The 24,983-nt window shown below is 60.5% G+C and carries 26 protein-coding genes; 25 read left to right on the top strand and 1 reads right to left on the bottom strand.

What is annotated here, in order from left to right:
* The first annotated feature begins 333 nt into the window (after positions 1-333).
* From BG61_RS44740 to BG61_RS33670, 22 genes are all read left to right on the top strand, one after another.
* The gene (locus BG61_RS44740) at positions 334-468 is read left to right on the top strand and encodes a hypothetical protein (protein WP_267908596.1); all 135 of its coding nucleotides are present in this window, start codon (positions 334-336) and stop codon (positions 466-468) included.
* Positions 469-572: 104 nt separating this feature from the next.
* Positions 573-1,034 (top strand): outer membrane lipoprotein, encoded by a 462-nt coding sequence (locus BG61_RS33770; protein WP_035942676.1) that lies wholly within the window; start codon positions 573-575, stop codon positions 1,032-1,034.
* A gap of 129 nt (positions 1,035-1,163) precedes the next feature.
* Positions 1,164-1,547 carry a hypothetical protein gene (locus BG61_RS33765; RefSeq protein ID WP_081868271.1) on the top strand — a complete coding sequence of 128 codons (384 nt, stop codon included), beginning with the start codon at positions 1,164-1,166 and terminating at the stop codon, positions 1,545-1,547.
* Positions 1,544-2,014: a hypothetical protein gene (locus BG61_RS33760; protein WP_035942674.1), complete on the top strand. Its 471-nt coding sequence runs from the start codon at positions 1,544-1,546 to the stop codon at positions 2,012-2,014. Before BG61_RS33765 ends, BG61_RS33760 begins: the two co-directional genes overlap by 4 nt.
* A 231-nt stretch (positions 2,015-2,245) precedes the next feature.
* Positions 2,246-2,698 (top strand): hypothetical protein, encoded by a 453-nt coding sequence (locus BG61_RS33755; protein ID WP_051672977.1) that lies wholly within the window; start codon positions 2,246-2,248, stop codon positions 2,696-2,698.
* Positions 2,699-2,809: 111 nt separating this feature from the next.
* A complete protein-coding gene (locus BG61_RS33750) occupies positions 2,810-4,204 on the top strand; it encodes a hypothetical protein (RefSeq protein ID WP_035942673.1) in 1,395 nt (464 codons plus the stop codon).
* A 346-nt stretch (positions 4,205-4,550) separates the two neighbouring features.
* Positions 4,551-5,576 (top strand): ATP-binding protein, encoded by a 1,026-nt coding sequence (locus BG61_RS33745; protein ID WP_035942672.1) that lies wholly within the window; start codon positions 4,551-4,553, stop codon positions 5,574-5,576.
* A gap of 111 nt (positions 5,577-5,687) precedes the next feature.
* Positions 5,688-6,602 (top strand): hypothetical protein, encoded by a 915-nt coding sequence (locus tag BG61_RS33740; RefSeq protein ID WP_035942670.1) that lies wholly within the window; start codon positions 5,688-5,690, stop codon positions 6,600-6,602.
* 9 nt (positions 6,603-6,611) lie between these two features.
* Entirely contained in the window at positions 6,612-7,895 is a 1,284-nt protein-coding gene (locus BG61_RS33735; protein WP_051672976.1) for a vWA domain-containing protein, read from the top strand.
* 382 nt (positions 7,896-8,277) lie between these two features.
* Positions 8,278-9,327 (top strand): TadA family conjugal transfer-associated ATPase, encoded by a 1,050-nt coding sequence (locus BG61_RS33730; protein WP_035942669.1) that lies wholly within the window; start codon positions 8,278-8,280, stop codon positions 9,325-9,327.
* 11 nt (positions 9,328-9,338) lie between these two features.
* On the top strand, positions 9,339-9,692 hold the full coding sequence (locus BG61_RS33725; protein WP_035942667.1) for a TrbC/VirB2 family protein: 354 nt from the start codon (positions 9,339-9,341) through the stop codon (positions 9,690-9,692).
* 46 nt (positions 9,693-9,738) lie between these two features.
* Positions 9,739-10,002 carry a conjugal transfer protein gene (locus BG61_RS33720; protein WP_035942677.1) on the top strand — a complete coding sequence of 88 codons (264 nt, stop codon included), beginning with the start codon at positions 9,739-9,741 and terminating at the stop codon, positions 10,000-10,002.
* On the top strand, positions 9,996-12,461 hold the full coding sequence (locus tag BG61_RS33715; protein ID WP_035942666.1) for a VirB4 family type IV secretion system protein: 2,466 nt from the start codon (positions 9,996-9,998) through the stop codon (positions 12,459-12,461). The genes BG61_RS33720 and BG61_RS33715 overlap by 7 nt, the downstream gene beginning before the upstream one ends.
* Positions 12,462-12,484: 23 nt before the next feature.
* Positions 12,485-13,249, top strand: a complete 765-nt coding sequence (locus BG61_RS33710) for a TrbJ/VirB5 family protein (protein ID WP_035942664.1) — start codon at positions 12,485-12,487, stop codon at positions 13,247-13,249.
* A gap of 201 nt (positions 13,250-13,450) precedes the next feature.
* Positions 13,451-14,278, top strand: coding sequence for a type IV secretion system protein (locus tag BG61_RS33705; protein ID WP_233469216.1), 828 nt, complete (start codon positions 13,451-13,453; stop codon positions 14,276-14,278).
* On the top strand, positions 14,278-15,645 hold the full coding sequence (locus tag BG61_RS33700; protein ID WP_035942662.1) for a TraI domain-containing protein: 1,368 nt from the start codon (positions 14,278-14,280) through the stop codon (positions 15,643-15,645). The genes BG61_RS33705 and BG61_RS33700 overlap by 1 nt, the downstream gene beginning before the upstream one ends.
* The gene (gene traD, locus BG61_RS33695; protein ID WP_035942661.1) at positions 15,642-17,513 is read left to right on the top strand and encodes a conjugative transfer system coupling protein TraD; all 1,872 of its coding nucleotides are present in this window, start codon (positions 15,642-15,644) and stop codon (positions 17,511-17,513) included. Before BG61_RS33700 ends, traD begins: the two co-directional genes overlap by 4 nt.
* Before the next feature lie 10 nt (positions 17,514-17,523).
* Positions 17,524-18,042, top strand: coding sequence for a hypothetical protein (locus BG61_RS33690; RefSeq protein ID WP_035942659.1), 519 nt, complete (start codon positions 17,524-17,526; stop codon positions 18,040-18,042).
* 203 nt (positions 18,043-18,245) lie between these two features.
* Complete coding sequence (locus BG61_RS33680; protein ID WP_035942657.1) at positions 18,246-18,860, top strand: IncC plasmid conjugative DNA transfer DtrJ family protein; 615 nt, start codon at positions 18,246-18,248, stop codon at positions 18,858-18,860.
* A gap of 328 nt (positions 18,861-19,188) precedes the next feature.
* Positions 19,189-19,557 carry an HNH endonuclease gene (locus BG61_RS44880; RefSeq protein WP_075584286.1) on the top strand — a complete coding sequence of 123 codons (369 nt, stop codon included), beginning with the start codon at positions 19,189-19,191 and terminating at the stop codon, positions 19,555-19,557.
* A 279-nt stretch (positions 19,558-19,836) separates the two neighbouring features.
* Positions 19,837-20,688: a hypothetical protein gene (locus tag BG61_RS33675; protein WP_035942655.1), complete on the top strand. Its 852-nt coding sequence runs from the start codon at positions 19,837-19,839 to the stop codon at positions 20,686-20,688.
* Between the two features lie 11 nt (positions 20,689-20,699).
* Entirely contained in the window at positions 20,700-22,424 is a 1,725-nt protein-coding gene (locus BG61_RS33670; RefSeq protein ID WP_035942654.1) for an ATP-dependent helicase, read from the top strand.
* A gap of 107 nt (positions 22,425-22,531) precedes the next feature.
* Here BG61_RS33670 and BG61_RS40710 read toward each other — a convergent pair whose 3' ends face one another.
* A complete protein-coding gene (locus BG61_RS40710; RefSeq protein ID WP_075584285.1) occupies positions 22,532-22,921 on the bottom strand; it encodes a VOC family protein in 390 nt (129 codons plus the stop codon).
* A gap of 260 nt (positions 22,922-23,181) precedes the next feature.
* On the opposite strand from BG61_RS40710, the gene BG61_RS43445 reads away from it, so the two are divergent.
* The 3 genes from BG61_RS43445 to BG61_RS33655 all read left to right on the top strand — a co-directional run bounded on the left by BG61_RS43445 (position 23,182) and on the right by BG61_RS33655 (position 24,948).
* A complete protein-coding gene (locus tag BG61_RS43445) occupies positions 23,182-23,343 on the top strand; it encodes a hypothetical protein (protein ID WP_169743331.1) in 162 nt (53 codons plus the stop codon).
* 275 nt (positions 23,344-23,618) lie between these two features.
* Positions 23,619-24,446: an AraC family transcriptional regulator gene (locus BG61_RS33660; protein ID WP_035942652.1), complete on the top strand. Its 828-nt coding sequence runs from the start codon at positions 23,619-23,621 to the stop codon at positions 24,444-24,446.
* A gap of 76 nt (positions 24,447-24,522) precedes the next feature.
* Positions 24,523-24,948 carry a cupin domain-containing protein gene (locus tag BG61_RS33655; RefSeq protein ID WP_035942650.1) on the top strand — a complete coding sequence of 142 codons (426 nt, stop codon included), beginning with the start codon at positions 24,523-24,525 and terminating at the stop codon, positions 24,946-24,948.
* Positions 24,949-24,983 lie beyond the last annotated feature (35 nt).

The following is a 24,983-nucleotide window of genomic DNA, read 5'->3' as shown; positions in this document are numbered from 1 at the left end:
GCGACAACTACTATGACACCGGGGGGTGGTCGGCCAAGACGTCGAGGCCAAGCCTCCACAGCTTTACACCGGTCGAATCAGTTCGGTGTGGAGCGACGGTACGGCAATCGTGCATTGCGACTACAAGCTCAATGCAGACGCCGAGCGGCATCTGGTCAATAGCGGCCGTGTCACACTGCATCACCTCAGCCGCGCCACGTCGTAGCTCTTCGTGATTGCCGCGTCCAGTGCAATCCGCTGGACGCCGTTCCTGTCTTTCGCTTTTTCCCGACATTCTTGTCCCGATGGGAGCCTCCCATCGCGGGCGGCTCCCTTTCTATCCCGGAGTTGCTCATGTTCCCCATGCTCAAACACGCTTTCAGCAGTCTCGCTTGGTACGCCAAACAGGACGCTGAAGCTTGGAAGCTGCTGTCGTTTCTCGTCTGCGTGCTGTTCGCCGCAGCCGCGATCGCGTCGGTCAGTCACTGAGGCACGCGTAGGTCCACTTTCTCGTTGGTCATTTTCTTTCTTCCCTATGGGGCAAACCAGCCCCTCGGGGATGGATCGCCTCGCATGCACTTATCGAGGTAATCATGTTCAAGCTTCTTTGCTTCGGCGTTCTCCTCTCGGCCCTGACTGGCTGTGCATCGGCTGACTTCGGTTCGCCGAACACGTATCAGCGCTATGACGTTCAGCATATCGGGCAGTTCGAACAGGCAACCATCCTGCGCGTTCGTCCGATCACGATCGAGAGTACATCGGACACGTCGGGTATCTCCTCGCTCGTCAGCGCCGCAGCGGGGGCGTTCCTCGGCTCTCAGGTCATTGGGGATGGGAGCGGCCGCTATGTTGCCGGGGCATTGTCCGGGGCAGCATCAGGCCTGATCGCGCAGCGCGTGAGCGCGGTGATGTCGCGTCATAGCGGCGTCGAAGTCTACCTTCGCCGCGCGAACGGACAGACCGTTGTTGTGACGCAGGTCGACGACCAGCAGTTCGCACCAGGACAACAGGTTTATCTCGTTTCGAATGGATCCGGCTACCGGATTACACACTGATCTCTCACGTCGTTTCGTAGCGACACTTCCTTCAATTCGCGCGGTGCAAACTGCGCAAACCCTTGCGGGGCAGGCTCCCCGCAAGGGACCTGCCTCGTTCTTTCGAGGCCCATCATGAAATTCCCGAGAGTGTTTTATGCGGACCGCAGCAGCGCCAACACGGGTGCGAAGGCGGCCCTGCAACGGCATGCGACCCGCGTGCTGCGTCGTGTTGCTCAAGACTTGCGCCTCGGCGCGCACGCGCACGAAATCATCGCCAATCCGGGCCGCGGCAATTCCACAGTACGCGTTTCGCTACGCACCGAAACGTTGTTTGTCGACGTGCTCGAAAGGCGCTGTGGCTCAGGCGTCGCGTTCAGTTTTCGCACGCGCCGCGGTCGCTCGGACCTCACGGGCGGCGGCGAGAATCACGTTTCGCTGGAGCAGCTCGAATCCAAGGCCGGCTATCAGGCGATGTTGGATGGCCTGCGTCTCGCTGGCGGAATCGATCTGAAGGTTGGAGGTCTGCAATGAAGCTGGCGAAGGTCAAGGTGGAATACACCTGCGGCTTGACGCTGGTTGACAAGGTGACGCTCGATGTGACGACGGGCGCGATCAGCTTGCCGCCACGGCTTAAAGTTTTGATGGCGGAAATGGAAACGTCGGAATGCGCTCCTGCGATTGTCCTTGACTACCGTGGCCGCGCTCTGCCAGTTGACGTTGCACCGGACGGGGCGCTCTCGGTTGTACACGCGGGCGATCCGGACGGAGGCGTGCTGCAGAGCTTGAAACATTCGCTCAGTTTTCCGACCGAAAGCCAACGGCAGCAGAACGCTCGGTATGTTCATACGCTCTCGGCGGCCGCCCTCGGCGGCGCTGTGGCGCTGTGGCATTCAACTATCACATGGGACTCGGCGGCGATCGTGAACTTCGCGTCGCTGATTCTGATCGCGGTGTTATTATGGATTGTCGGATTTCGCGGTATGAACGGAGGCAACTAATGGGAACAGGAATTTTGGTGTTGTGCCTGGGTTTCGCGATCTCGGCGTACTTCCTGTGGAGCAACAATAACGGGCAAAAGCGCGATCGCGAACGCGATTGGGGCAATTGATTCGCGGCTTGGCCTGACGGCTGAGCCTCAGTAGAACCGCACCTTTGAGGGTGCGGTTTTTTTTCGTCTTCACACCAATCTGGCGCGCCTTCGGGCGCGCTTTTTCGTTTCAGGAGCCGCAATGAACCATCCGCTTTCCAACGTGGCGTTCGGCAAGGCCACCCAATCGGCAGCGTCTCAGGCCGTTACCCAACCGCCGCAACGGCTCGATACCGCTGGAAAGACAGTCGAACAGGTCTGGTCGGAACTGTCTTCGATGCTTCGCCGCAGCGAGCTGGAGCCGGAGTGGATTTGTCCTGCAAATCTCAACAACGACCCGGACGAGGCAACCAGCGGGGCACGCTTCGGTAGAAGCTGGCCGGAATCCTATGCAAGGGATCGAATTGCCGTATCCGTCCACATCGGGATGTCCGAAGGTTGGATCGTTCACGTGGACTGGATCTTCCGTCCGGAGTTGGACAACTCGACCAGACGTGCGTACGCGGTGATGCCGCTTTTACGCGCAAAGGTGTTCTCCAGCAACCAGGCGTGGGATCTGGCGCGCTTCATCGCGCATGCGCTCGATGTTGCATAAATCCTAACCTAGGTCTTTCTCTTCGCGCCGCACGGCGCTTTTCGTTTTTACCCTTGGCGGGCACTCGACCCGACAGGGACCGATTACTCGCTTTTTTTTGGAGCAATCGGCATGTTTCACCTTTCCACCCTCAGTTTCTCGGCGTCGTTTCACACGCTCGTCGAAGTCCTCGAACTTTTCCAGAATGACCAGCGCTTCGCCGAATTGGACGCCTCGGAAGTGAGCCTGAGCCACGCCGGACAGCCTGTCTGCGTCATTAAGTACAACGGGCAGCTGACAGTCCGCTGCTCCGGTCACGCACGCCATCTGTTTCTCGCGCTGCTCGACGAGCTCGACGGCACCTATTTCAGACCGGCAGGCCAGCGCCGCGAGGCGTGGCAAATTCGGCGTGCGCACTGGAAGCTCCTCTACTCGTTGTTTGATCTGGCTACTCGCCCGCTCTACCTCTTCTCGTACGATCAGGTGCAGCAGGCCAATGCTGACGCGGGTGGTCGCGGGTTGGATCTCCGTGACCTACTGGAAGCGGAGTGCCAACGGCGGTTCGGGTTCGGCTACGCGGGGCCGGTCTACGAGGCAAGCCAGCGCAACGGCCGCCACGAGGTCCACGTCGGCTACGCCCTGGCTGCCGGCCGCGATGTTCCGGTCGGGGTGCTTGCCGAGTATTACGAGCAACCTTTCGGGTCGGACATGCAGTGGGCACAGACGCTCCTCGACGTGCCGGAACTGCGTGGTGCCATCGCGTTGCCGAAGTTGCGGCCACTCTTGAGCGTGCTCAGGCATACCGGTACGCGGATTAATTCGGACAATGCGGCGGTGCTCGCGATGGTGATGAACCTTGCGCCCAACGAGCCGACTCACGTGGAGGTCGACGATCTCCTGTTTCGGCACGGACTCATCGCGCCACGGACATTGCCGGACGCATATTCCACGCCGGTGGCGCTGGGCAAGCCTGTCTCGAAGTTTGCCGAGGTGTTACGCCGGATCATGGCGGACGAGCGGCGTGAGACGGCGATTGCTCAGGCCGAGCTCGAGCGCGCGAAGGGGAACGTGAGTTCGCGCACGCTTGAGTATCACCGGCAGGTCGCGGCGCTCGACCATGGCCGGCAGACCTACGAGTATCCCAACCGCGTGTCCGCTGCGATTGACAGCGCCGATATGGCGTTCCTGCTGGAATTGCTCGATCGGCCCGACGACTGGAATCGCTGGTCGAAGAAGGCGGTGCGGGAGGTGTTCGGCGGGAACCTGATCGGCGCAAAAGCAGCCGCGCGCCGGCGTGCGATCTTTGCGCTGGCCGGAATGGATGAGCGCCAGCAAGCCGAGTGGGAACGCGACGCAGCGACGGCTCGCGAACGCAGGCGTTCGGATGCAGTCGTCGCTCGGGAGTTTGTCGAGCAATCGGTTGCCGCCGGCTTCACGCGGATCGGCAGCACGTCGCACGGCGAGAGCCGCCGCTCAGGTCTGGGGCGTGGACAATTCTTTGTCACGGGCGTCGAGGCCGGTCGTTGATACCGATTCAATTGCTGAAACGCAGAAGCTCAATTTTCATGTTGTTATTTGCGCTTGTTACGCTCCATACTCTTCTCGAGCGTTTCCGCAAGTCGCGCTCAACTTGACCGCCTATTTTTAGGCGGTTTTTTTTTGATCAATGCTGGTAAGCGTGCTTGAACCGTAAGCCACTACGAAATCGTCACGATTCGGATGCGTCGCGCGCCTACCGCCCCATACACTTCGTTCATCACCCGCGTCACCGACGCATCGACCCGCCGATTCGTCGGCATCCATTCGCCCCACAGGGACCATCGTCCCTTCGGGCGTGGTCTTTCTGGGGCTTTTCTTTTCTAGGAACCCCATCATGAAAGTCACGCCCGCACAACTCACCGAACTGCTCTCGCTGTACGTGCCGAAGCGCCTTCCGGTGCTCATTACCGGCCGACCCGGCATCGGCAAGAGCGACATCGTCGAACAGACCGCGCAAGTGACTGATCACGAACTGCTCATCAGCCATCCGGTGGTCGAGGATCCGACCGACTCGAAAGGGTTGCCGTTTCCGAGCACCGACGGCACCACTGCGAAATTCCTGCCTTTCGGGGATCTGGAACGAGCGATGACTGCCAGACGTCCGCTCATCTGGTTCCTGGATGACCTCGGGCAAGCCTCGCCCGCCGTGCAAGCCGCGAAGATGCAACTGCTTCTCGCGCGCCGTGTCGGCGAGCATGTGTTGCCGCCGCAGGTGACGTTCCTCGCGGCAACGAATCGCCGGACGGACAACGCCGGCGTCTCGGGCATCCTCGATCCGGTGATCTCCCGTTTTGCCACGGTGGTCGAACTGGAGCCGACGATCGACGACTGGACGCAGTGGGCCGTGCGCGAAAGCATTCCGCCCGCGCTCATCGCGTTCCTGCGCTTCCGTCCGGACTTGCTGTCCGTGCAGAAGACGTCGCGCGATATCGAGAACGCGCCGAGTCCGCGTAGCTGGGGGTTCGTGGCCAAGACCATGGATGTAGTCCCCAAGCATCTGGAGCACATCTCCTACGCCGGATCGGTGGGCGAGGGCGCGGCGACGGAACTGGTCGCCTTCCTCCAGATTTTCCGCGAGTTACCGCAGCCGGACGCGATTCTCCTTGCGCCCGACACGGCGATGATCCCGGAGACGCCCTCGGCGTTGTATGCGATTGCGGCCGCGCTGGCGGCACGCGCGACCGAAGCGAACTTCGATCGCGTCGCGCGCTACACCGAGCGACTGATCGATGAAGGGCATCGCGAGTTCGCGGCGCTACTGGTGCGCGATGCGGTCCAGCGCACACCGGAGATCCAAAACTCGTACGCGTTCATCGCGGCTCAAGGCGGTCAGATCGGCCAGATCATCCGCGGCGAGTAGTCGCTCCGTTTCTCATTTTTCAGGCTGCACCCCCTTTGGCCCTGCCGTGTCTTCGGACACGCAGGGCCTTTTTCTTGTTTCAACCATTCCCTTTCTATACGGAGTTATCTCATGGACATCACTTCCATCCAATCGAAGGTCATGCTCTGCTCGGTCACGATTTCCATCTGGGTCGCCCGCCGTTTCGACGGCAAGGTCACGGAGGAAGTCGAGACCAAGCACCATGCGAAGGGCATCGGCAGATTCAACAAGCGCCTGCTCCCCGAGCACGCGCCGAGTTTCGCCGAAGTCGTGACGCTCGCCGGACGCATCCGCTCGTACTTCTACGACCACACCCTGAAGTACGACCAGTTGGGCGTGCGACTCTTGCCGACGATGGTCTACATGGAGTTCGCCGAAAAGATGCGTTCGTTGAAAGACGAATTCGACTTGGCGGTTTCCGTGTTCCTCACGGACTACCTGACCCTGAAGGAAGCCGCGCGGGCCGAACTGAACGGGCTGTTCAACGAGGCGGACTATCCGACCCTCGCAGAGCTGTCCACGAAGTTTGGGGTCAAGATGGCCGTGCTGCCTTTTCCCGATGCCAGTCAGTTCGGCGTCGAGTTGCCGGAGAACGTGCTCACCACGCTCAAAAGCGAGCTGGACCAACATGTCCTTGCGTCGATTGCAACCGCGAACGACGACCTGGTCGGCCGGCTCTATGAGGCGGTTTCGCAGATGGCCTCGCGCTTGTACGCGACGGGCAATGTCCGACTGGACGTTGCCAATAACGTACGGGAGCTGTGCGGGCTGTTGCCGAAGCTGAACTTCTCCAACGACCCGAAACTCACCCATATCCTCGAACAGGCCAGGACGCATCTGGCAGTTCATACGGGTGCGGACCTGAAGGAGTCGCGTGTGCTTCGTTCTCAGGTGGCTAGCAAGGCGCAAGAGATTGAAGGACTGATGGCCGCGTTCATGGGCATGCAACCCGAGCCGATGGAAGTCGAGTCGGAGGGCTCGAGCCAACTGCGTCTCGTAGCATAAGGGGGCGTCATGGACCGCAATACGATGGTGCTTGGCAACTGCGCGGTCCATCCGCGCATTGCCCGACAGCGAACCGAGCTTGTCCTGTCGCAACCTTTCTTCGGGGCGCTCGCGCTTCGATTGAGAGTCGTCGAGGACCGCACCGCCAAGACGTTCTGGGTGGACGGGGAAACGCTGGGCTATAACCCGCAGTACCTCGACACCTTGAGTGATCTCGAGTTGCGCGGCGTGATCGCGCACGAGGTGCTGCATGTGGCTAATGGTCACTGCTGGCGCCAAGGCCCGCGCGATCCCGATCGATGGAACGATGGCTGCGACTATGCGATCAATCCGATCGTGCTGTCATCGGGCATGATCCTGCCGAAAGGAACATTGGTCGACGCCCGCTACACCGGCAAATCGGCGGAAGAGATTTACGGTTTGCTGACGCAGGAGGCGAAGAAGAAACAGCCTGCCGCCCAGCAACCGCAGCCTCAATCGCAGCCGCGGCCGCAACCCGGGCAGCCCGGGCAGCAATCCGGCTCGCAAGGGCAGCCGCAGTCGAGTTCGAGCGGCCAGCGGGGGCAGTCTCCAGGGCAGCAGCCTGGCGATCAGCCTGCGCCCAAGAGCGGTTCGTTTGGCGAAGTCCGCCCCTACAAGGGGCCGGACCAGCCAGTGAAGGAAGCCGAGTGGAAGGTCGCGGTGACTCAAGCTGCGAAGGCGGCGGCGATGCGCGGAAAGCTGCCCGGCGATTTGCAGGCGATGGCCGGCGAGGCTGTGCGGCCGGTTGTCGACTGGCGCGCAGTGCTGTATCGCTTTGCGCAGCAGTCGTCGCCGTCGGACTACAGCTTCGCGGCGCCGAACCGCCGGTATCTGCACCTCGGGTTCTACTTGCCCTCGCTCCACACGCCCGCGATTGGTGACGCGGTGTTCGTCCGTGACTCCAGCGGCTCGGTGTTGGATGAGACCCAGGCGCAGTTCGATGCGGAGATCCTGTCGGTGTTTCACTCGTTGAAACCCGCGCGGTTGATCGTAATGGACTGCGACACGCGCGTCACGCAGGTGCAGATTTTCGAGCGAGGCGACTCGCCGGAGATCCAACCGGTACGCGGTGGAGGCGGAACGGCGTTCGTCGATCCGTTCAATCGCGTCGTCGCGGACGGACTGAATCCCGCCTTTCTGGTCTACCTGACCGACATGGACGGGCGCTTTCCGTCTGTGGCGCCGAGCTTTCCGGTGCTGTGGGCGTCGACCACGCCGCTCACGCGCGCGCGGAAGGCTCCGTTCGGAGAGACGGTAGAGGTCATTTGTTAGCGCCGGGCTTGCCGGACAAGTGTTGGAAGACGAAGCCCCGCATCTGCGGGGCTTTTGTCGTTTACGGGGGCCGCTTCTGCAACGTCTGATACGGTTCGCGCGTCTTCTACAAAAACCCTATCGCCATTCCCGCGCCGTGTGGGACCGAAACCTATACGATTTTCGGGGTCTTTCCTCAAAAGTGGATGTAACACGTTACATCCACTCTGCCTCGCGGAGATGCGGCGCCGGGTCCCTCACCATAGAGAGGATAAAAGCCGTCCGCTCCGGTGAATCCGGTTCACGTCCGCGAAAGCCGCTTGATTTCGCATCGCTTTTGCGACCTACCACGGCGAGGCTGCCACAACAATAGTCGCATGTTAGATCGCCCGCAAAGCATCGCATGTCCGACACCGCCGACAACCACCTCCTGAAACTGCGCCCGCTCGAAGCGGAAGCGGTGCGCATGTTCTTCGAAGCGCTTTCGCCTCTGCGCGAGCTGCTTGATGCGCCTGAGCTCGCGGAAATCATGATCAACGATTACCGCAACGTCTGGGTTGAGCATCGCGGCGTGATGTCTCAGGTGAACGTCGACCTGCGACCAGAGCATCTAGAGGGTGCGATCCACTCACTGGCGTCGTCAGTCGAGAAGTCAGCTCGCGCGGGCAGCGACAAGGGCATCATCAACGCGGGCCACAAGAATCTCCGTATCGCGGCGGTGATGAACCCGACGTCGATCGACGGCCATGCGCTAAGCATCCGAAAGCACCGCGAGTCGAAGCTGACGCTGTCCGACTACGTCGACATGGGCGCATTCGCCGCGGCGAATGCCCGTCCGGAAGTCGCGGAAGCCATCCATTTTGAAGCAGGTATCGAGAACGGGGCGCTGATGCGTGCATTCGTCGCACTCGTGCAGTCCCGTAAGAACGTGCTCGTAGCGGGCGGGACCTCGGCTGGCAAAACCATGTTCCTCAACGCCCTGATCGAGAAAATCCCGCCTGATCAACGGGTGATCTCCATCGAGGACACGATGGAGCTGAAGCTGCACGTTCCAAACCGCGTACGGCTGCTCTCGAACACGGACACCAACGTCACGACCCAGCTGCTCGTCGCGCTCTGCCTGCGCTTTCGCCCCGACCGCATCATCGTTGGCGAAGTGCGCGGCGGGGAAGCGTATGACTTGCTGCAGGCGCTCAACACCGGCCACGACGGTGGCCTCGCCTCGATCCACGCCAATAACGCCCGCACGGCGCTCAGCCGCCTCGAATCTCTCGCCATGCTCGGCATCCCGACCGGTTCCCGGTGGGAACTGGAAGACATGCGCAAGAACATCGCCGATTGCTTCAACTACGTGGTGCATTTCAAACGCACCGGCGAAATGCGCCACGTGTCTGAAATCCTCGAAATTCGGGGCTTTCGCAACAACGACTACGACCTACAACGCGTTTTTTAACGGGAGCAACAATGAAGCAAGGGAAGTTTCTGAGAAAGGCTGCTGCCGCGGCGAGCAAGCTGCGGCCGGGCAAGCCCATGCTGGTCGGCGCACTGCTGAGCGTCGTTTCCGCGGCGGCGATGGCAGCGGGTGACTATTCGTCGCTCACAGGGCTGACGGACATCATCTGCACGATCAGTAACCTCATCAGCGGACCGTACCTCTACGGCATCGGCATCGTGCTGATCACCCTGGGTGGCGTGGCGGTAGCGAACTCGGAAAGCAACATCGCCAAGACGTTCTCCGTGGTGCTGATCGGACTCGGTATCGCGTCGGTGGCCGTGCCGATCATGCGCGATCACTTCCACATGTCCGTTGCCTGCTGATATGCGCCAGCACAAGGTCAGTCGGGGTCTCTCGCTTCCGCGTCAGATGGGCGGGGCGGATCGCGGTCTCGCCATCTTCAACGGAACGATGACGGCGCTACTCTGCTACACGAGTTGGAGCCCGACGTTTCTCGGTGTAGGCGTGGTCGTGCACTTCTTTCTGCGCTGGAAGAGCTCGACCGACCCCTGGTGGCGCATCGTGATGCTCGTCTACAACCGCTACCCCGACGTATACGAGCCGGGGCCAAGCACCAAGTTCGGCGCGCGGTTCAAGCGCCCCTACGGCTTTGACCAGGATCTGCCATGCTGAAGATGCTGTTCACCAAGCGCGCGGTGCAGGAGATCGCACCGTGGATGACGATGGTCACGCCCGAACTCGTGCTCAACAAGGATGGGTCACTGCTCACTGTGTTCGAGTTCGACGGGATCGACGCCGACAGCCCGAACCCCGGCGATATCACCGCGGCGCGCGACAACCTCGATCACGCGTGTCGGAACTTCGACCACCGCGTGACCGCCTGGTGGAGGATGTCGCATCGCCGGGTGAAGGGCGGGATCGACGGCGAGTTCAACTCATCTGCCGACGCGCGCATTGATGCGATCAATCAAGCGAGTATCGGCAGCGGCAAGTACTTTCGCAATTCCCATTCGCTGTCACTGGCGTTCACGCCCGAGACCGGCATCTCGCGGATCTTCGACAAGATTGCGTATCACATGACGGTGGGCGGCAAGAACCTCGTCGTCGCAATGTTCGAAGCGGCCAAGGACCTTGTTCTCGCACGCAGCGCGTTCGTCTTCGATCTCTCGAAGCTCCAGAATGAGATCAAGCGGTTTGAATCTGTCATTGACGGCTTCACAGGCGGCGTCACACGCCTGAAGATGAAGCGTCTGCAATTGCAGAACGCGTTGTCGTTTCTCCATCAGCGGGCGAACCCGAGCACGCCGAAGCGCCGCGTGCGCTATCCCGTCACGATGCTCGACACGCACCTGACCGAGACTGAGGTCACGATCGGTGCGACCGAGTTGATGTTCGAGTCGGCGCACGGGAAGGTGTACGCGCGCATCATCGGCGTGAAAGAGTGGATGGGCTTTCAGGAGGCGGCGCTCGATGTGCTCGCTCAGGTCGACGCGGAACTCGATGTATGCGTGATGTTCCGCTTTCTCGATACCTCGCGGGCCGGTGCATACATCAAGAAGATCCGCGGGTTCTACAAGGTCGCCGCGTTCAATCCGGTTGCCGTCCTCAAGCAGTGGGCAACGAAAGAAGAGCAGAAGAACGACGAGGGCCGTGAGCTGCTCGCGAAGGAAGCGGGCGACGCCTTGGCCAAGTTGGATGCAGAAGGCCAGCAGTATGGTTTCGCCAACATCTCGGTGGTGGTGTATGGGAGCACACCCGAAGAGTGCGAGGACGCCACACGTCAGGTCGTGGGTGTGATCGGCAATGCGGGATTCGGCGTGATTCAGGAAAAGACCAACCTGTTCGCCGCGTGGAGTGCGACGCTGCCGGGTCGCTGGGACCAGCAAAAGCGTTTGCAGTTCGTCGAGACGCCAGCGGTGTCGGACATTGCCCCGCTGTGCAGCGTGGGAGAGGGTTCGACCGCCAATGAGTGGCTGACGCAACAATCTGGCGTTAAGACTGGCCCGCTGACATGCCTGCCGACGCGTCACCGCACGTTGCAGCATGTCGATTTGCATCATTCGGGCGGGAAGGCTCACTTGCTCGTGGTCGGCCCGATCGGCGGCGGCAAGTCCGTGTTGCTCAACTACCTCATGTCACAGACCGGCCGCCACGGCGCGCGGCGAATCCGCTTCGACAAGGACCGGTCCACACGTATTCCGACGCTGCTCGCGGGCGGACGCTTTATCGACGCGACTGGCCGTTTCGAGGCCGCGACCTCGGTCAATCCGCTCTCGCTGATCGGCGAGGAGAAGCATTGGCCCTATGTGGCCGAGTGGGTGAAGCTCGCTATCGAAGGCGAGGACGACTTTACCTGCTCACCGCAACAAGAGACCGACATCTTCGATCGGATCAAGACGCTCGCGCGCGCGTACCCGCCGGAAAAGTGGTGCTTGTCCGGCCTCATCACCCTCCTGCCGGCCGAGTTGCGTGAACGATTGTTTGTCTGGACCGCGGGCCAGAAGAACGGCAGGTTCTTCGATCACATCGAGGATGGCTTCTCGCTCTCGGACGACCTGTCGATCGAGATGGGCGACTTGTTCCAGAACTATCCGGTGGCGGCGGCCCTGTTCATGGATTACGCCTTCTACCGGATCGCGCAGATCCTGGACGGCAAGCGTTACACCGTGATCGAGATCGAAGAGGCGGGCTTCTTCTTCACCTACCCCAAGTTCTACGCCCGTCTAGAGATTTGGGCGGTCACGATTCGAAAGCTCAACGCAGCGCTGCTGATGGCGACGCAGTCGCTCGGGCAGCTCGCGCGCGTGCCGAACTTCGAGATTCTCAAAGAGAACATCCCGAATTTGATCTACCTGCCGAACAGCGATGCGATCAACAATCAGGCGCTTTATCGCGACATCTTCGGCCTCACGCCGCATCAGATCAAGATGATCGCGAATGCCGTGCCGAACCGCGACTACCTTTGGGTCACGGCTACTCAGACGCGCATGCTGCAGGTGGCCTTTCCGAAGGAGGCGCTCGCGTACCTCCGATCCGACGGCCGTGCGCAAGCACTGCTGGACAAGCATGTGACATCCGGTGCCCCGAACTGGGAAGACGCCTATATCCGCGACGTCCTTGCCAACGCATGACTGAATCTACTAGAGGTCCGAAAATGAAAAAACTCTTCTGCCGAATGGCTTCGATTGGTGTGCTCACACTGGGCTTCGTGCAGTCGGCCCATGCGCAATGGGCAGTCTTCGATGCAGCCAATTTCGTCAAAAACACCATGACGGCTATGTCGGCTGTAAAAGGCGAGGTCTATCAGGACACCAATATCGCCTACCAGTACCAGATGATGTTGAATCAGATCAAGCAGGCGACCAACCTCGACCCTGCCGCGATGCTTAAGCAAATCACGACGATCACCGACGATCTGGGAAGCCTGAGCACCTACACCGACGCGCTCAATGCGCTCTACGGCGGGCTGCAAACCAACGCGCAGTATGCGGACAAAGTTCAGGCGCTGATCACGCAGTCAGGGAAGACGTCCACTCAGTGGTTCGTGGATCAGAATACGCTCATCGAGAACAACGACAAGACGGCCAAGCAGTTGTTCCAGCAAGGCAACGACGTCATCTCGCATGTGGGTGTGCTTGCCAAGCGCCGCCAGGAGATTCAGGACCAGCTGAACATGTCTCCGACGATGGAGGCGACCGCGCAACTGACCACCCACATGCTCGATATCGTGGCGAGCCAGAACGGTGATCTGCTGCAAATGATGGCCGCGAAGCAACAGAGCGACGCTGTCGAACAGTCCGCGAAGGCGGCCGACGACAAGGCGAATACCACCGCGCGCGCCGCGCTCAAAGCGCAACTCGATAGCGACCGCGAGGCCTACAAAGCCAAGATCAGTTCGTCAACCGTGTTGGGGCAATAAGTGTTGAATCTCTGCTTCGCACGCGTCGTGCGCGTGTTCCTCATAGTCGCTTGTGTGCTCGTTGGCGGGACATTCGGCTCTGCGTCCGCCCTGGCACAGACGGATGTCGCCGGCACCCCAGGGTCTACGCCCTCGTCGACGTCGGCGGCGTCACAGAACCCCAACAAGCCCGGTGACTTCACGGTTGGATCGAGTCGATCGTTGGCTCAGATCGTCGGACTGGTCGGAAACCTGATCACGAAGGCCGTCACTGCGAGTGAGAGCGTCAGGAAGGAAGCCGACAAATTTGCCTGGGGACTGGGCGTGATTAGCTTGGTGCTCGTAGGGATAAGGTTTTCCGGGACACATCACCCTATCGCCGCATGGGTGAATCTGTTTGAGGAGGTCGCGATTCTTGGCGTGTTCGTGGCGCTCTATCTAGGCTATACGACATCCGCGCCTGGTTTCTATTCCTGGTTCAACGATCTTGCGGCCCAAATTGGTGACGCAACAAGCAACTCGATCGGGACACAGATGGCCACGCTAGGCGGGACGATCCTCGATGCGTTACGAAAGCAGGTAGGACTTTTCCGAGCCGCCACCGATATGGACGGGATGATTACGGACGTCGTCATGTTGAGCCTGGCTTTTGTTGCGATGTGCATCGCAGCAGTCGTTTTCACGTACTTCACGGCGATCGGCCAAATTCAGGCCGCCTTCGGTATCGTCCTCGGCCCGATTGCCATTGCGTTGGGGTTCTCCACCTATACGCGCCATTATTTCATGAAGTGGCTCGAGTGGATGATCAGCGCCGGAATGTACGTTGTCTCCGTTGCAATTTTGATGAGGCTTATGGGTCAGGCAATAAAGGATTCTGTTGCCGACTCAGCGTCACACGCAGGAACTACGATCAATTCGGGCTTCGTATTCAACCTGGCCGTGTTCGTTCTGCTGCTGTCGTTCGAAATTCCGAAACTGGCAAGCATCTTCGGTGGTGGGGCCAATGCGACGGGAACGGGTGCGCTGAAGCTGGCGCGGAGCTTCGCCTGATGTCAGTCGCCCATCATCCGATCGCATCCGATGCGTTGCTCGCGACACAACAAAAGCGCATCGAACTCGTGCGCCAATGCGCCAACGAGAGCACACAGGCGGAGTTCGAGCGCAAATGGCTGTCGGTGCTTAGGCGCTGCGCGGTGTGGTTTTCGTCTATGCCGTTGACGCCCGAGCTCCACGCCGAACCGGGCGGCGCTTTCCGCGCCACGGTCGAATCGACGTTCTACGCCATGCGGCTCGCTGGTGGCCAGAAGTTTGCTGCCGACCTGACCTCCGACAAGCGTCGTCGACTGGAGCCCCAGTACAACTACGCGGTGTTTCTGGCGGCGGCTTGCTCCTCGCTCGACGAGCCGTGCCGTCACTTCGACTTCGTCCGGGTGTCGGACCACGCGACGTGGAACCCGGCGGCGCACGGTGCGTTCGGCACCTGGATTGGCGACGGCGACTATCTCGTTCAGCGCCGCCCTACGGTACTCAAGGGCGAGCGGATGCGCACTGCGATGTTTGCCCAGACCGTCATCTCAGCGGAATTGCTTTCCGGGCTCGATACGGTGGTGCTCGCCGATCTGTTCGGAGCGATCAATCCGGAAAGAAGTCCGTTGGGGTTCGAGGCGCTGGTGCACAAGGTCGTGCGCCAAGCGATGGATGTCGCGGGCAACTTCGAGCGGAAAGCTCAACGCGGCGTTTTCGCTCCGGTCAAGTTCGACGTGCCGTCCGCCGACCACGTTGCGCATGAGCTTCAGTCGCAACCCGTCGCGGCGACCGTGCCTGTTGGATCGGCTGCGGCCGCTGCACCCGGGCGCCCCGCGGCGGGAGCAGCATCGACAGCGGCTCCGGCGCGCTCCGAAACAGCAACTGCTCAGCACGCGTCGGCGAGGCCCGGCCAGGCACCGGCGCAAACGTCGGCGCCAGGCGGTCCACAGCTATCACAGTCGTTGCTGGATGCGTTGGAGCGCAGCGAAGCACAGACCGCCAACGCGGCCGCGACTGACCCATATGGTCAAGTTGCACCGCCCGCGCCGGCGGTTGATCCGGCGAAGGTCGGCGTAGCGTCGAGTGAAGCCAAGGCCTCGCGCTCCGGCCCGACCGATGAGGAGTTGAATCAGGTTCTCGGACCGGGCGCAGCCATGATGCGGGAGTTCTTCCGCGCGCTGGCGGACGACGTGGCCGCGGGCAAGGCCAAGGTGACGTGGGAAGAGAAGGGGCTGACCATTCAGAAGCGCCTGATCGGCGCGTACGGGATGACGAGCGACACGCTTGTCGAGCAACTCAGAAAGCGAAGCCTCCTCATGCGCGCGGCTGGAAACGACATCTGCATCGTCGAGCACGCAGGGCGGCTGATCATGGAGCGGCCTGCGACATGAACTACATCAATCATTTTCGTCCAATCTACGAATTCCGGCCGCTGCTTGTCTGGCCGGTCGCCATCGTGGGAATTCTCGCTTCCGGCATGCCATACGGCTGGGTGTTTGCGCTGGTGTGCCTTGCGCTGCTAGTCGTGCGGGGATTTCAGGTTTGGCGCGCGCTGAGCTTTCGCATGGCCATTTCGACGAAGTGGCTGAGCAAGATCCATATCGGCAAACTGCTGGCCACACAAAAGGCGATGCGCGAGCGCGAGGACTCGATGTACCTTGGCACCGGCTTCGAGTGGACTCAGAAACACACTCAGATCGCGCACGACATCCTGCGCATGCCGGTAACCGATATCCCTTCGTTGCCGCGGTGGCTATCCAAAACCGAGGTCGGTCGGGCCATCGAGACGCGCATCGAGCTGCTGTTTGCGCCCAACGACAGCGTGCGGGACCGTATGCCGCAAGGCTCGTCGTGGATTCACGGCATGGAGCCGAAAAAGGTGCGCGTGCCGTTCCACTACAAGGCGATGGGCGGTCACACACTCGTCGGGGGTACGACCGGCTCTGGTAAGACTCGCACCTACGAGGTCATCTCCACGCAGGTCATCTACAACCCCAAGGACGTGCTGATCATCGTCGATCCGAAGAACGACGACGATTGGAAGAAGCGCGTGGAGAAGGAATGTGCGCGAGCCGGCCGGAAATTTCTGTACTTCAATCAGGCCAAGCCGAATGAGTCGATCCGACTCAACCCGCTTGAGAACTGGTCCCAGCCCTCCGAAATTCCTTCTCGCATCGCGCAATTGATGGAGGAGGGGCCGTTCCGTGACTTCGCCTTTCTGTTCATCGACCGTGCGGTAAAGGGCGAGCTGTACGTGGGCGACAAGCCGAACCTGCGTTCGATACTCAAGTATGCCCAGTCGGGCATCGGGACGCTGCTGGACCGGTGCCTGCGTCGTTTCTTCGTCGAAAACGACCTGACGAACTGGGAAGAGCTGGTCGTGACCGCAACAGTCAAGGACGCGCGCGGGCGTAACGACGTCTCGCTCGTCGACGGCATGGCCAAGCTCTACATCGACCGGTTCGCGGCCGACGATCGCGGGCACGAAACCATCGATGGCCTGATTGCCACTCATACGCATGACCGCGAGCATTACATGCGGATCATCGCCTCCGCCTTGCCGCTGCTTCAGATGCTTGCCACCGGCGAAACTGGCCTGATGCTCGCGCCGAAGTCCGACGACTTCGAGGACGAGCGGGAGATCTGGGACATCGACAAGATCATCAAGCAGAAGGCGGTCCTGTACATGGGCCTCGACTCTCTGTCGAACAACATCGTCCAGAAAGCGATTGCCTCGATGGCGCTGTCGGACGTGGCGGCGGTGTGTGGCTCCATCTACAACTTCTACGCGGAGAAGCCCGACGTCGTTTTGATCATCGACGAGATTGCCGAAGCGATCAACGAACAGGTGATTCAGATCCTGAACAAGGGGCGCGGCGCGGGCTTTAAAGCATTCGTGGCCTTCCAGGCGCGCGCCGACCTGGAGGCGAAACTCGGAAACGCAGCGAAAATGCTGCAGGTTTTGGGGAATTTGAACAACCAGATAATCCTACGATTGGAAGATAGCGACACCGCCAAATGGTTCTCGGACAAGGTAGGGGAGACGGCAATTCGAGTGGTCAACATTTCGAATAGCACGAACACCACGACCGAATCCCATGCGATGGAGTTCAGCGGATCTCAGTCACGCACCTTGCAGTTGGAAAAGGTGCCGCTGATTCCGATGCGCCTGATCCATAGTTTGCCGAATTTGCAGTACTTCATGCGTATCTCAGGCGGTGCCGTTTATCAGGGTCGCATTCCCATCATCGAAGGCTAAAAACTAAACTATGTCTGCCGTTTTCAAAAACATCATTCGCGATCACAAGCTGTCTCACAAGCTGATCCCCGTGTTCAACGTCGCGCCCGAACTGGAGCTCGCGTGCTCGCGCGTGGCTGAATTCGTGGGCGAGCGGTTTCGTGGGGACAAAGGACCGCTTGCCGCCGAGATGATCGAGTCGGCGCTCAGCGGTTTCAAACGCGCGAAGCGCACGGGCGACCAGCATGTTGCCTTCATGCAAGGGCTGTTCGAGCCGTCCAAATCGCTGTACGCGCGCCGATACCTCGCGCGTCGAGGCGAGAAACTCGCCGTGTGGTCGCCGATGCTGGAGTCGATCCCGGCGTTTGAGGAGCGCCATGCGAACTGCGAGTTCGAGACGATCGATGAACGTTGCCCCGAAGAGATCACCGAGCGCACCGCCGCTTTTCAATTGGCCTCTCGCGTGCTTCAAGGCGAAGCATTCCGTCGCTACTTCGAGGAATACGATGTCGCTCACCGTTACGATCATAGCGAAGTTGTCGGGGGTTGATTCCGACACGGCCCGCCGGGCACTGCACACGGCGGGTGCCTTCGACAACTCGAGCGCTATGCCGCCCGAGGAATTCACGGTTGGGGCGGGCGCTCGGTGCTACGCCTTGGCGACGATCGCCGCCTACCGTCCGCTCTTGTTCTGGGGTGGATTCGCCGCAATTATCGCGGTCCCCATGCTATTCGCCGTGAGGCTTCTACATCATGGCTAGCCGGTTCGGATCACATCTGAAGCTCTGGTTCGTCCTGGTCCCGGTTCTCGCGATCGCCGTGATGCCGGCCATCCCGGAGCGCTCGCTTTTTGAGGTGCCGGACGCAGAGACGGCCTCGCTGGTTGCCTCTATCGGGCAGGAGCGGGCCGACTTGGCGGTGCGCTCGGCCAACGAAGTCTTTCGTCGCGCGTTCGTCGACAACGGCCTGCTGCAGCGGACGCTGTCGGCTTCGGGCACCGTCGGGGGAATGAACGACGGCGGATTCTCAACCTTCGCCCACACGTGGACCGAGAACTTCTGGTTGCTCGTCTACCGGATGCTATTTCGCACGATGGTCATGAAGCTCTGGATCTTCGGGACGCTGATGTTCGCGCTCGGCATGTTCGTCGACGGCACTGCGCGGCGAAAGATTAAGGCCTCCGCGGCGGGCTTTGTCAGTCCGCTGTCGTTCCATCTGGCCGGTCACGGCCTGTTGCTTGTGATCGGAACGCTGTTCGGCGTTCTGGTCGTGCCGGTTCCAGTGCTTGCCGGGTACTGGGTGGCGGTCGCCGCGCTCCTCGGCGCGCTGCTCTGGAAGGCCGCGGAATCATTCCAATCGGCGCGGTAGCAGAGTGGTGGGAGGTAGGGCGTTTGTAATGTCATCCCGGAAAGCTGCGGTAAAAGCCGGGGCTTTGTCCAAAAGTAGATGTAACGCGTTACATCTACTCGCGCCTTTTCGTCAGGCTTCGCTTTCTGCCTGCGCGCATGAAGTCGTAGTCGCGTTGAAGCAAAATCTGTCAAAGACGATCTTGACTGGGTATCCAAGCCGTATTAGATTTGGCGCGTCAGGCCCATGAGGGACTGATGTGGTGCCAGCGCGATTGAGTCGGCTGGTTCCCGTGCAGGTCTCTTTAGGGGCGAGCGGGTTTCGAACTTTCCGAAACAAGGAGCCGCTCATGACCTCGCCAATTGCGCGATACCGCGCCCGCGCTTTCAATCGTCAATCCGGTCTTTGCTTTTATTGTGGTTGCCCAATGTGGGACGGCCGCGCCGATGCGTTCATTGCCCGGTACAAACTCTCCAGCCGTCAAGCGCTGCAGCTGCAATGCACAGCCGAGCATCTACATGCTCGCGCTGACGGAGGCAAGGATTGCCAGCGGAACATCGTCGCAGCCTGCCGATTTTGCAATGCACGGCGACACCATAGGCAGGCCGCACGAGATCCGGCTGCGCACAGGATGCATGTTCAGCGTTGCATGGATCGAGGTAAGTGGCATGCCAAATGGGCCTTCGACACAATGGCCTCTGTGGCGCCCCTCGCGTAGCGCGTCTCCCGCGTTCTCCCTTTATCCGGGCGCTACCTGTTAGGCCCGAAACCAAAAGCACCCTTCTTGGTACATACGGCTACATGCGACATGCCCTCTTGGCCGGTACTCGCGTCGGCGACGGCTGCCACCTTCGTTCCGGTCTAAAGCCATTCGAAATCGCGTGTGTTTCGGGCGTCAGGACCGGTTTCCCACGGCAACAATGGCATTCATAGGCCGCGTGCGCGCGCCTGAATTCCCAACGACGAAACCGGACACAAGTCCGACCTGGAGAGGCACATGAGCACTGTGGCAGATACCGAACTCGAAAAGACCGCGTCCGCCTACGCGTTGGACGCCGCATCCGACACCCGCGCAGCGCAAGCAGGGCCAGCGGGAAGCGACGGCGCTGACGACGGCGAACTCGAGCGCGAATTGACCCAGATGGAAGCGGACGCCGACCGTCTGCAGAAGGAAGGCGTGATCTCCACCGACGACGCGAACATGAAGCGCGCGGAGGTGGCCAAGACCCGCAAGCTCTTTCGTGACCTGCCGGGCGACGAGCGGATCGCCATCATCAAGCGTCGTCGTGAAATCGGCCGCCAGTTGATGGAGCGCCAGCTCTCGGGCGCCGCGGTCGTGACGGCCCGCGTGCGCCTGAACCATACGCGCCTGAAGCCGCTATTCGAACAATGGTGGCCGTACCTGAACCGCATGAGCATCAACATGCAGCGGTTTGGCCAATCGACGTTCGGCGCGGACGACAAGGAAGTGGTCAACTCCTTCTTTGAAAAGCAACTCGCGTCGATCGAAGCGTATGCCGACGAGCAGTTGCGGGTCGCCGAAGGCTACCGCCAACAAAAGGAAGCCGAGCTGCGCGCGAATAACGATTTCGTGTTCGAACCGACCATTCCGATGCCGGCCCTCGATATCGAGGTCGAGGCGTACTCGCGATTCTCGATGCGCGTGCTCACCGCGATCATGAAGTTCGACCGCACGATGGATCACTTCGATTTCATGGTCTGGAACGGCATTCGGGATCAGTCGGACGTGGACGACGAAACGGTGCGCTTCCTGAAGAAGGTGAACCCGCTGGGCGTTCGTGGCTACATGACGCACCTGAAGCTGATGACGACGGTTCGCGGCCTGTAAAGGAGGGCGACATGCTGGACGAGTTGAATCCCCAGCAACGCGAGGTCGCCGAGCTGCGCCAGAACTGCGTTGCGATCGCCTGTCCTGGCGCGGGCAAGACGAAGACGATCGCGACAAAAGCTGCGCTCCTGCTACAAGAGGATGCCGCAGTAGTCGGGGCGGTGACGTTTTCAAAGGACGCCGCCATCGAACTGCGGGATCGGATTCTCGCGGTTGCGGGCAAGGCCGTGAAGAAGCGGTTGATCGCGGGTACGTTCCACTCTCTGGCATTCAAGCAGCTTCAGCGGCCCGGCGCCCGGGCGCTCGACATTGCCTCGGACGGTGACCGTCTGGGCTTGCTGATTCGCGTCATGCAAGACCTGGGACTCGACGGCAAGGCCGAGGATGTGATCCCGACGATCGAGAAGATCAAAACGAATTTCGGCCGGTGCGACGCCGAAAGCGATGACGGAAAGCTGTATCACGCCTATCAGGACGCGCTCGCGCGGAACGGGAAGATCGATTTTCAGGACATGCTTCGCCTTGCGGTCGAGGGCATGCAGAACGGCTCGATCCTGCCGTACCCGTTCAAGTACTTGCTCGTTGACGAGTTCCAAGACACCGACCCGCTGCAGTACCGCTGGATCGAGCTGCACGCGAAAGCCGGCTCGATCGTGACCGTAGTGGGCGACGACGATCAGAGCATCTACGCCTTCCGCGAAGCGCTTGGCTATCGCGGCATGGAGTCGTTCATCAAAGAGTTCGACGCGAAACCCGTCGTGCTGGGGAGCAATTATCGGTGCCGCTCTGAGATCCTGTTGGCCGCCGACCGGGTGATCCGCAACAACGTCGACCGCATAGCCAAGGTTTTGCGGGCCGAGAAGGGGGCTGGCGGCCGCGTGCTGGCGTCGCGACATGCTGACGAATACATCGAGGCGGTCGCGGCAGTCGGAAGCCTCGCGCCGTTGCTCGAAAAGGGCAAGTCGTGCGCCATTCTCGCGCGCACGAATCGTATCCTTGATCCCTTGGAGGCTGTTTGTCGCTCTTCAGGGGTGAAGTACTACCGGGCGTCGGGCGCGTCGGTTCTGAGTCGTCCGGAGGGCGCGCTGATGTGCAATCTGCTCGAAATCGTTGAGCGGGTGAAGGAAACCGGGCTCGACGCCGTTCTTGCGCATATGGGGCTGCGCGCAGAGCAACTTCGCGCGTTGCACGCCAGCATGGGTGCCGAACTGGTACAGAAGCCACGCGCCGAGCTGGTCGAGCTGGGCCTGCCGGAAGAGGTGGCGACAAACTATCGTGAATTCATCAAGCGGCTCGCCGAGTGGCGCAGCCTTTGTGATCGCAAGTTTTATTCGTTGACGCTCTCGGGCGTGAGCGAGTGGACGCTGAAATACGCAAAGAAGGACCATGCGATCCGGGCGATACAGGCGACGTACGACGTGCTATCCCGGCTCTCTGGCACATTCGCGGATCGCCTGCAATTCATGAAGCGTGACAACAACGAGCCGACGCCGGGCGCACTGATCCTCACGACAATGCACAGCTCGAAAGGGCTCGAGTGGGACCACGTCTGGATAGCGCGCAGTGAAGAGACGATCGTTCCGGACGCGAAGTCAACCGAACCGGAAGAGAGGCGGCTGTTCTATGTTGCGATGACGCGCGCCCGCGAGTCGCTCATGATCTCGGGCACGGCGAAGAACTTCGCGTCACGCTTTGTGACCGAGGCGCGGATCGACGCGGCCGGTGAGGCCGCGTAGCGCCAGGCGGATGTGAGATAGGCGCTTGGTTTGGCGCTCTCGATGTCGCTGATCGACCCGGAGCCATCATTCGCACTTATCCAAAGCAGACGTCGGAGTGATCCTACCTAACGCGTCGCCGACAAATCCTGACCGAACATCATTCGATGTCCATCAGGCGTTGCTACGACGAACTCTCGCATGCCATGTGGTCTGTCGACAGGAGGCTGCAAAATGATGGCGCCCCTGCTGACAAATTCGTTGTGAAGCGCATCGGCGTTCTCGACATTGAGATAGCCAAAATAGCTGTGGTCGCCCATTGCCGAAGGCGCCATTGCATCTGGGCAATGCCCCATCATGACGCGCACACCACCTCTCGAAACGAGTTGCCAGCCGGAGCCTTCTGGCCATTCAAGGCGAAAGCCGAGCGCGTCACGAAAGTATGATGCACTTCGCTCAAGGTCGGGTACCGCAAGCACAAAGGAAAACGAACGCAGATCGGCGGCGGATTCGGACATGTTGAAAACTCAATACAATGGGTAATGCCATTTTATCTTGGGCGTCTCCGAGCGCTTCGGGCACGATTGCCAACGATGCGACGTACGATGCTGAGTGTCCCTTGCGGATAGCATTACGGGATAGCACAAGACGCGGCATACTTAGGCTCGAAACTGTGATGATGTGCGAAGCGGCCGACGGACACCGGAATTAATGACTTTCGACCGCGAAGAAGCTCGGAAAACCCTTGTCCTTAGACGTCGAACGTGGAACTGCTGACATGCCTGCCGACAAACTTGGAAAGTACATGCAAAGCCCGGAATTTCTGCGCCGTGCGAACACGGCTGTGGCGAAGGTAGTCGCGAATCTCGAAGCGAAGGGCATTAAACCCGCCTATATCGCTCGGAAATCGGCCAAACGCAAGTCTGACAAGCCAGCCTAGGCCTTCCGGGCTGCAGTTACAGGAGTACGAGGTCACCCGCGTCGGGCAGAAGTCGACCCTGAACGGGCAATGAAACATCCCAGAAGCCGCCATTCAGCGCTGCGTTAAGCCGCTCAGCAGATACTCACTAGGCGGACGGCTGCATTCCAAGCCGGCGCGGCCACTGTAACGCGTGGGCTGTCCCATTCGACAATTCGGGGAGCGACTGCGCGCCGTACCGCGCCTGAGCAGCCGTGCCGAAGCACGACGGCTTATGCCCTCCGAGGCCATACATCATGAACCGACAAACACCGCGCTCATGTTCCGACTGGGTTAGACGCGCCGAGCCGATAGAAGGCGTCGAGCGTATCGAAGCGTGGTTTCACGGCAAGGCGTATGCCATGCACCGCCACGACACCTATGCGATTGGCCGCACGCTCGCCGGTGTCCAGAGTTTCAGCTATCGGCACAGCCAGCGACACAGTCTACCCGGCAACACGATCGTGCTGCATCCCGATGAGGCTCACGACGGCCAGGCAGGTACCGATGAAGGGTTCAAGTACCGGATGATCTACGTTGAACCTGCGCTCTTTCAGGACGTACTTGGCGGACGTGCGCTGCCGTTTCTCGAAGGAGGCGTGACAACCGATCCGCGCCTTGCTGCGGCAACTACGACGTTGCTGCAGCACGTCGGTTATACGCTCGATTCGCTCGAGCAAAGCGATGCGCTCATCGAACTGGCGCACGCGCTTGCCGCTGTTGCCGGCACGCCCGCACGACGCTCGAAAGGTAATTTCTTCGCGGCGCGGCGCGCACGGGACTATTTGCACGCAAACTTCGCGCGCATTGTCACGCTTGACGAACTCGAAGCGGCCACGGGCCGCGATCGCTGGAGCCTGTCGCACGACTTCCGCACGTTCTACGGCACCAGCCCATACCGTTATCTGACGATGAGGCGTCTCGATGCCGTTCGCCGCATGCTGCTTGGGGACGCCTCGCTCGCGCACGTCGCTGCGACCGCAGGTTTCGCTGATCAGAGCCACATGACGCGGCACTTTTTGAAAACATTCGGACTGACGCCGGGACGCTGGCTCCAGGTCACGGGTGGCGTCCAGCGCGGCTAAAACACCCACAATCGTTCAATACTGCCACCAGGAGCATACGTATCCTCGACGCATTGCCCCTTGAACGGAGAGAACGATGTCGCAATCCTCGAAAAGTACCACTGCGCCGTCCGAGCGCGGCCAATGCCAGGCTATCGACCTCATCGGCAAGATCGCGCAGATTCACGGCCACTGGCAACCGCACGTCGTCGCTGAAATGAACGAGTATCAGTTCAAGGTCGTGAAAGTCGAAGGAGAGTTTCAGTGGCACCGGCATGCGGATACCGACGAAACGTTCATCGTCCTTGAAGGAGAGTTGCGAATCGATTTTCGCGCGGGTCCTTCGGGCGACGGTTCGATCATGCTGCGTGCCGGTCAGATGGCGGTGATGCCGAAGGGCGTCGAGCACAAGCCTTGTGCGCTAAAACAAGTGAAGCTGCTGCTGATCGAGCCGCGAGCTGTGGTGAACACGGGTGACGGCGCGACGAGCGAGCGGACTGTAGAGAACGACCAGTGGATTTAAGGTGGTCCCGGAAGTTTTCAAGGTAGTTGTCGCCT

This window comes from Caballeronia glathei (assembly GCF_000698595.1).
Taxonomy (GTDB): Bacteria; Pseudomonadota; Gammaproteobacteria; order Burkholderiales; family Burkholderiaceae; genus Caballeronia; species Caballeronia glathei.
This window is presented reverse-complemented; position numbering and strand designations above follow the sequence as displayed.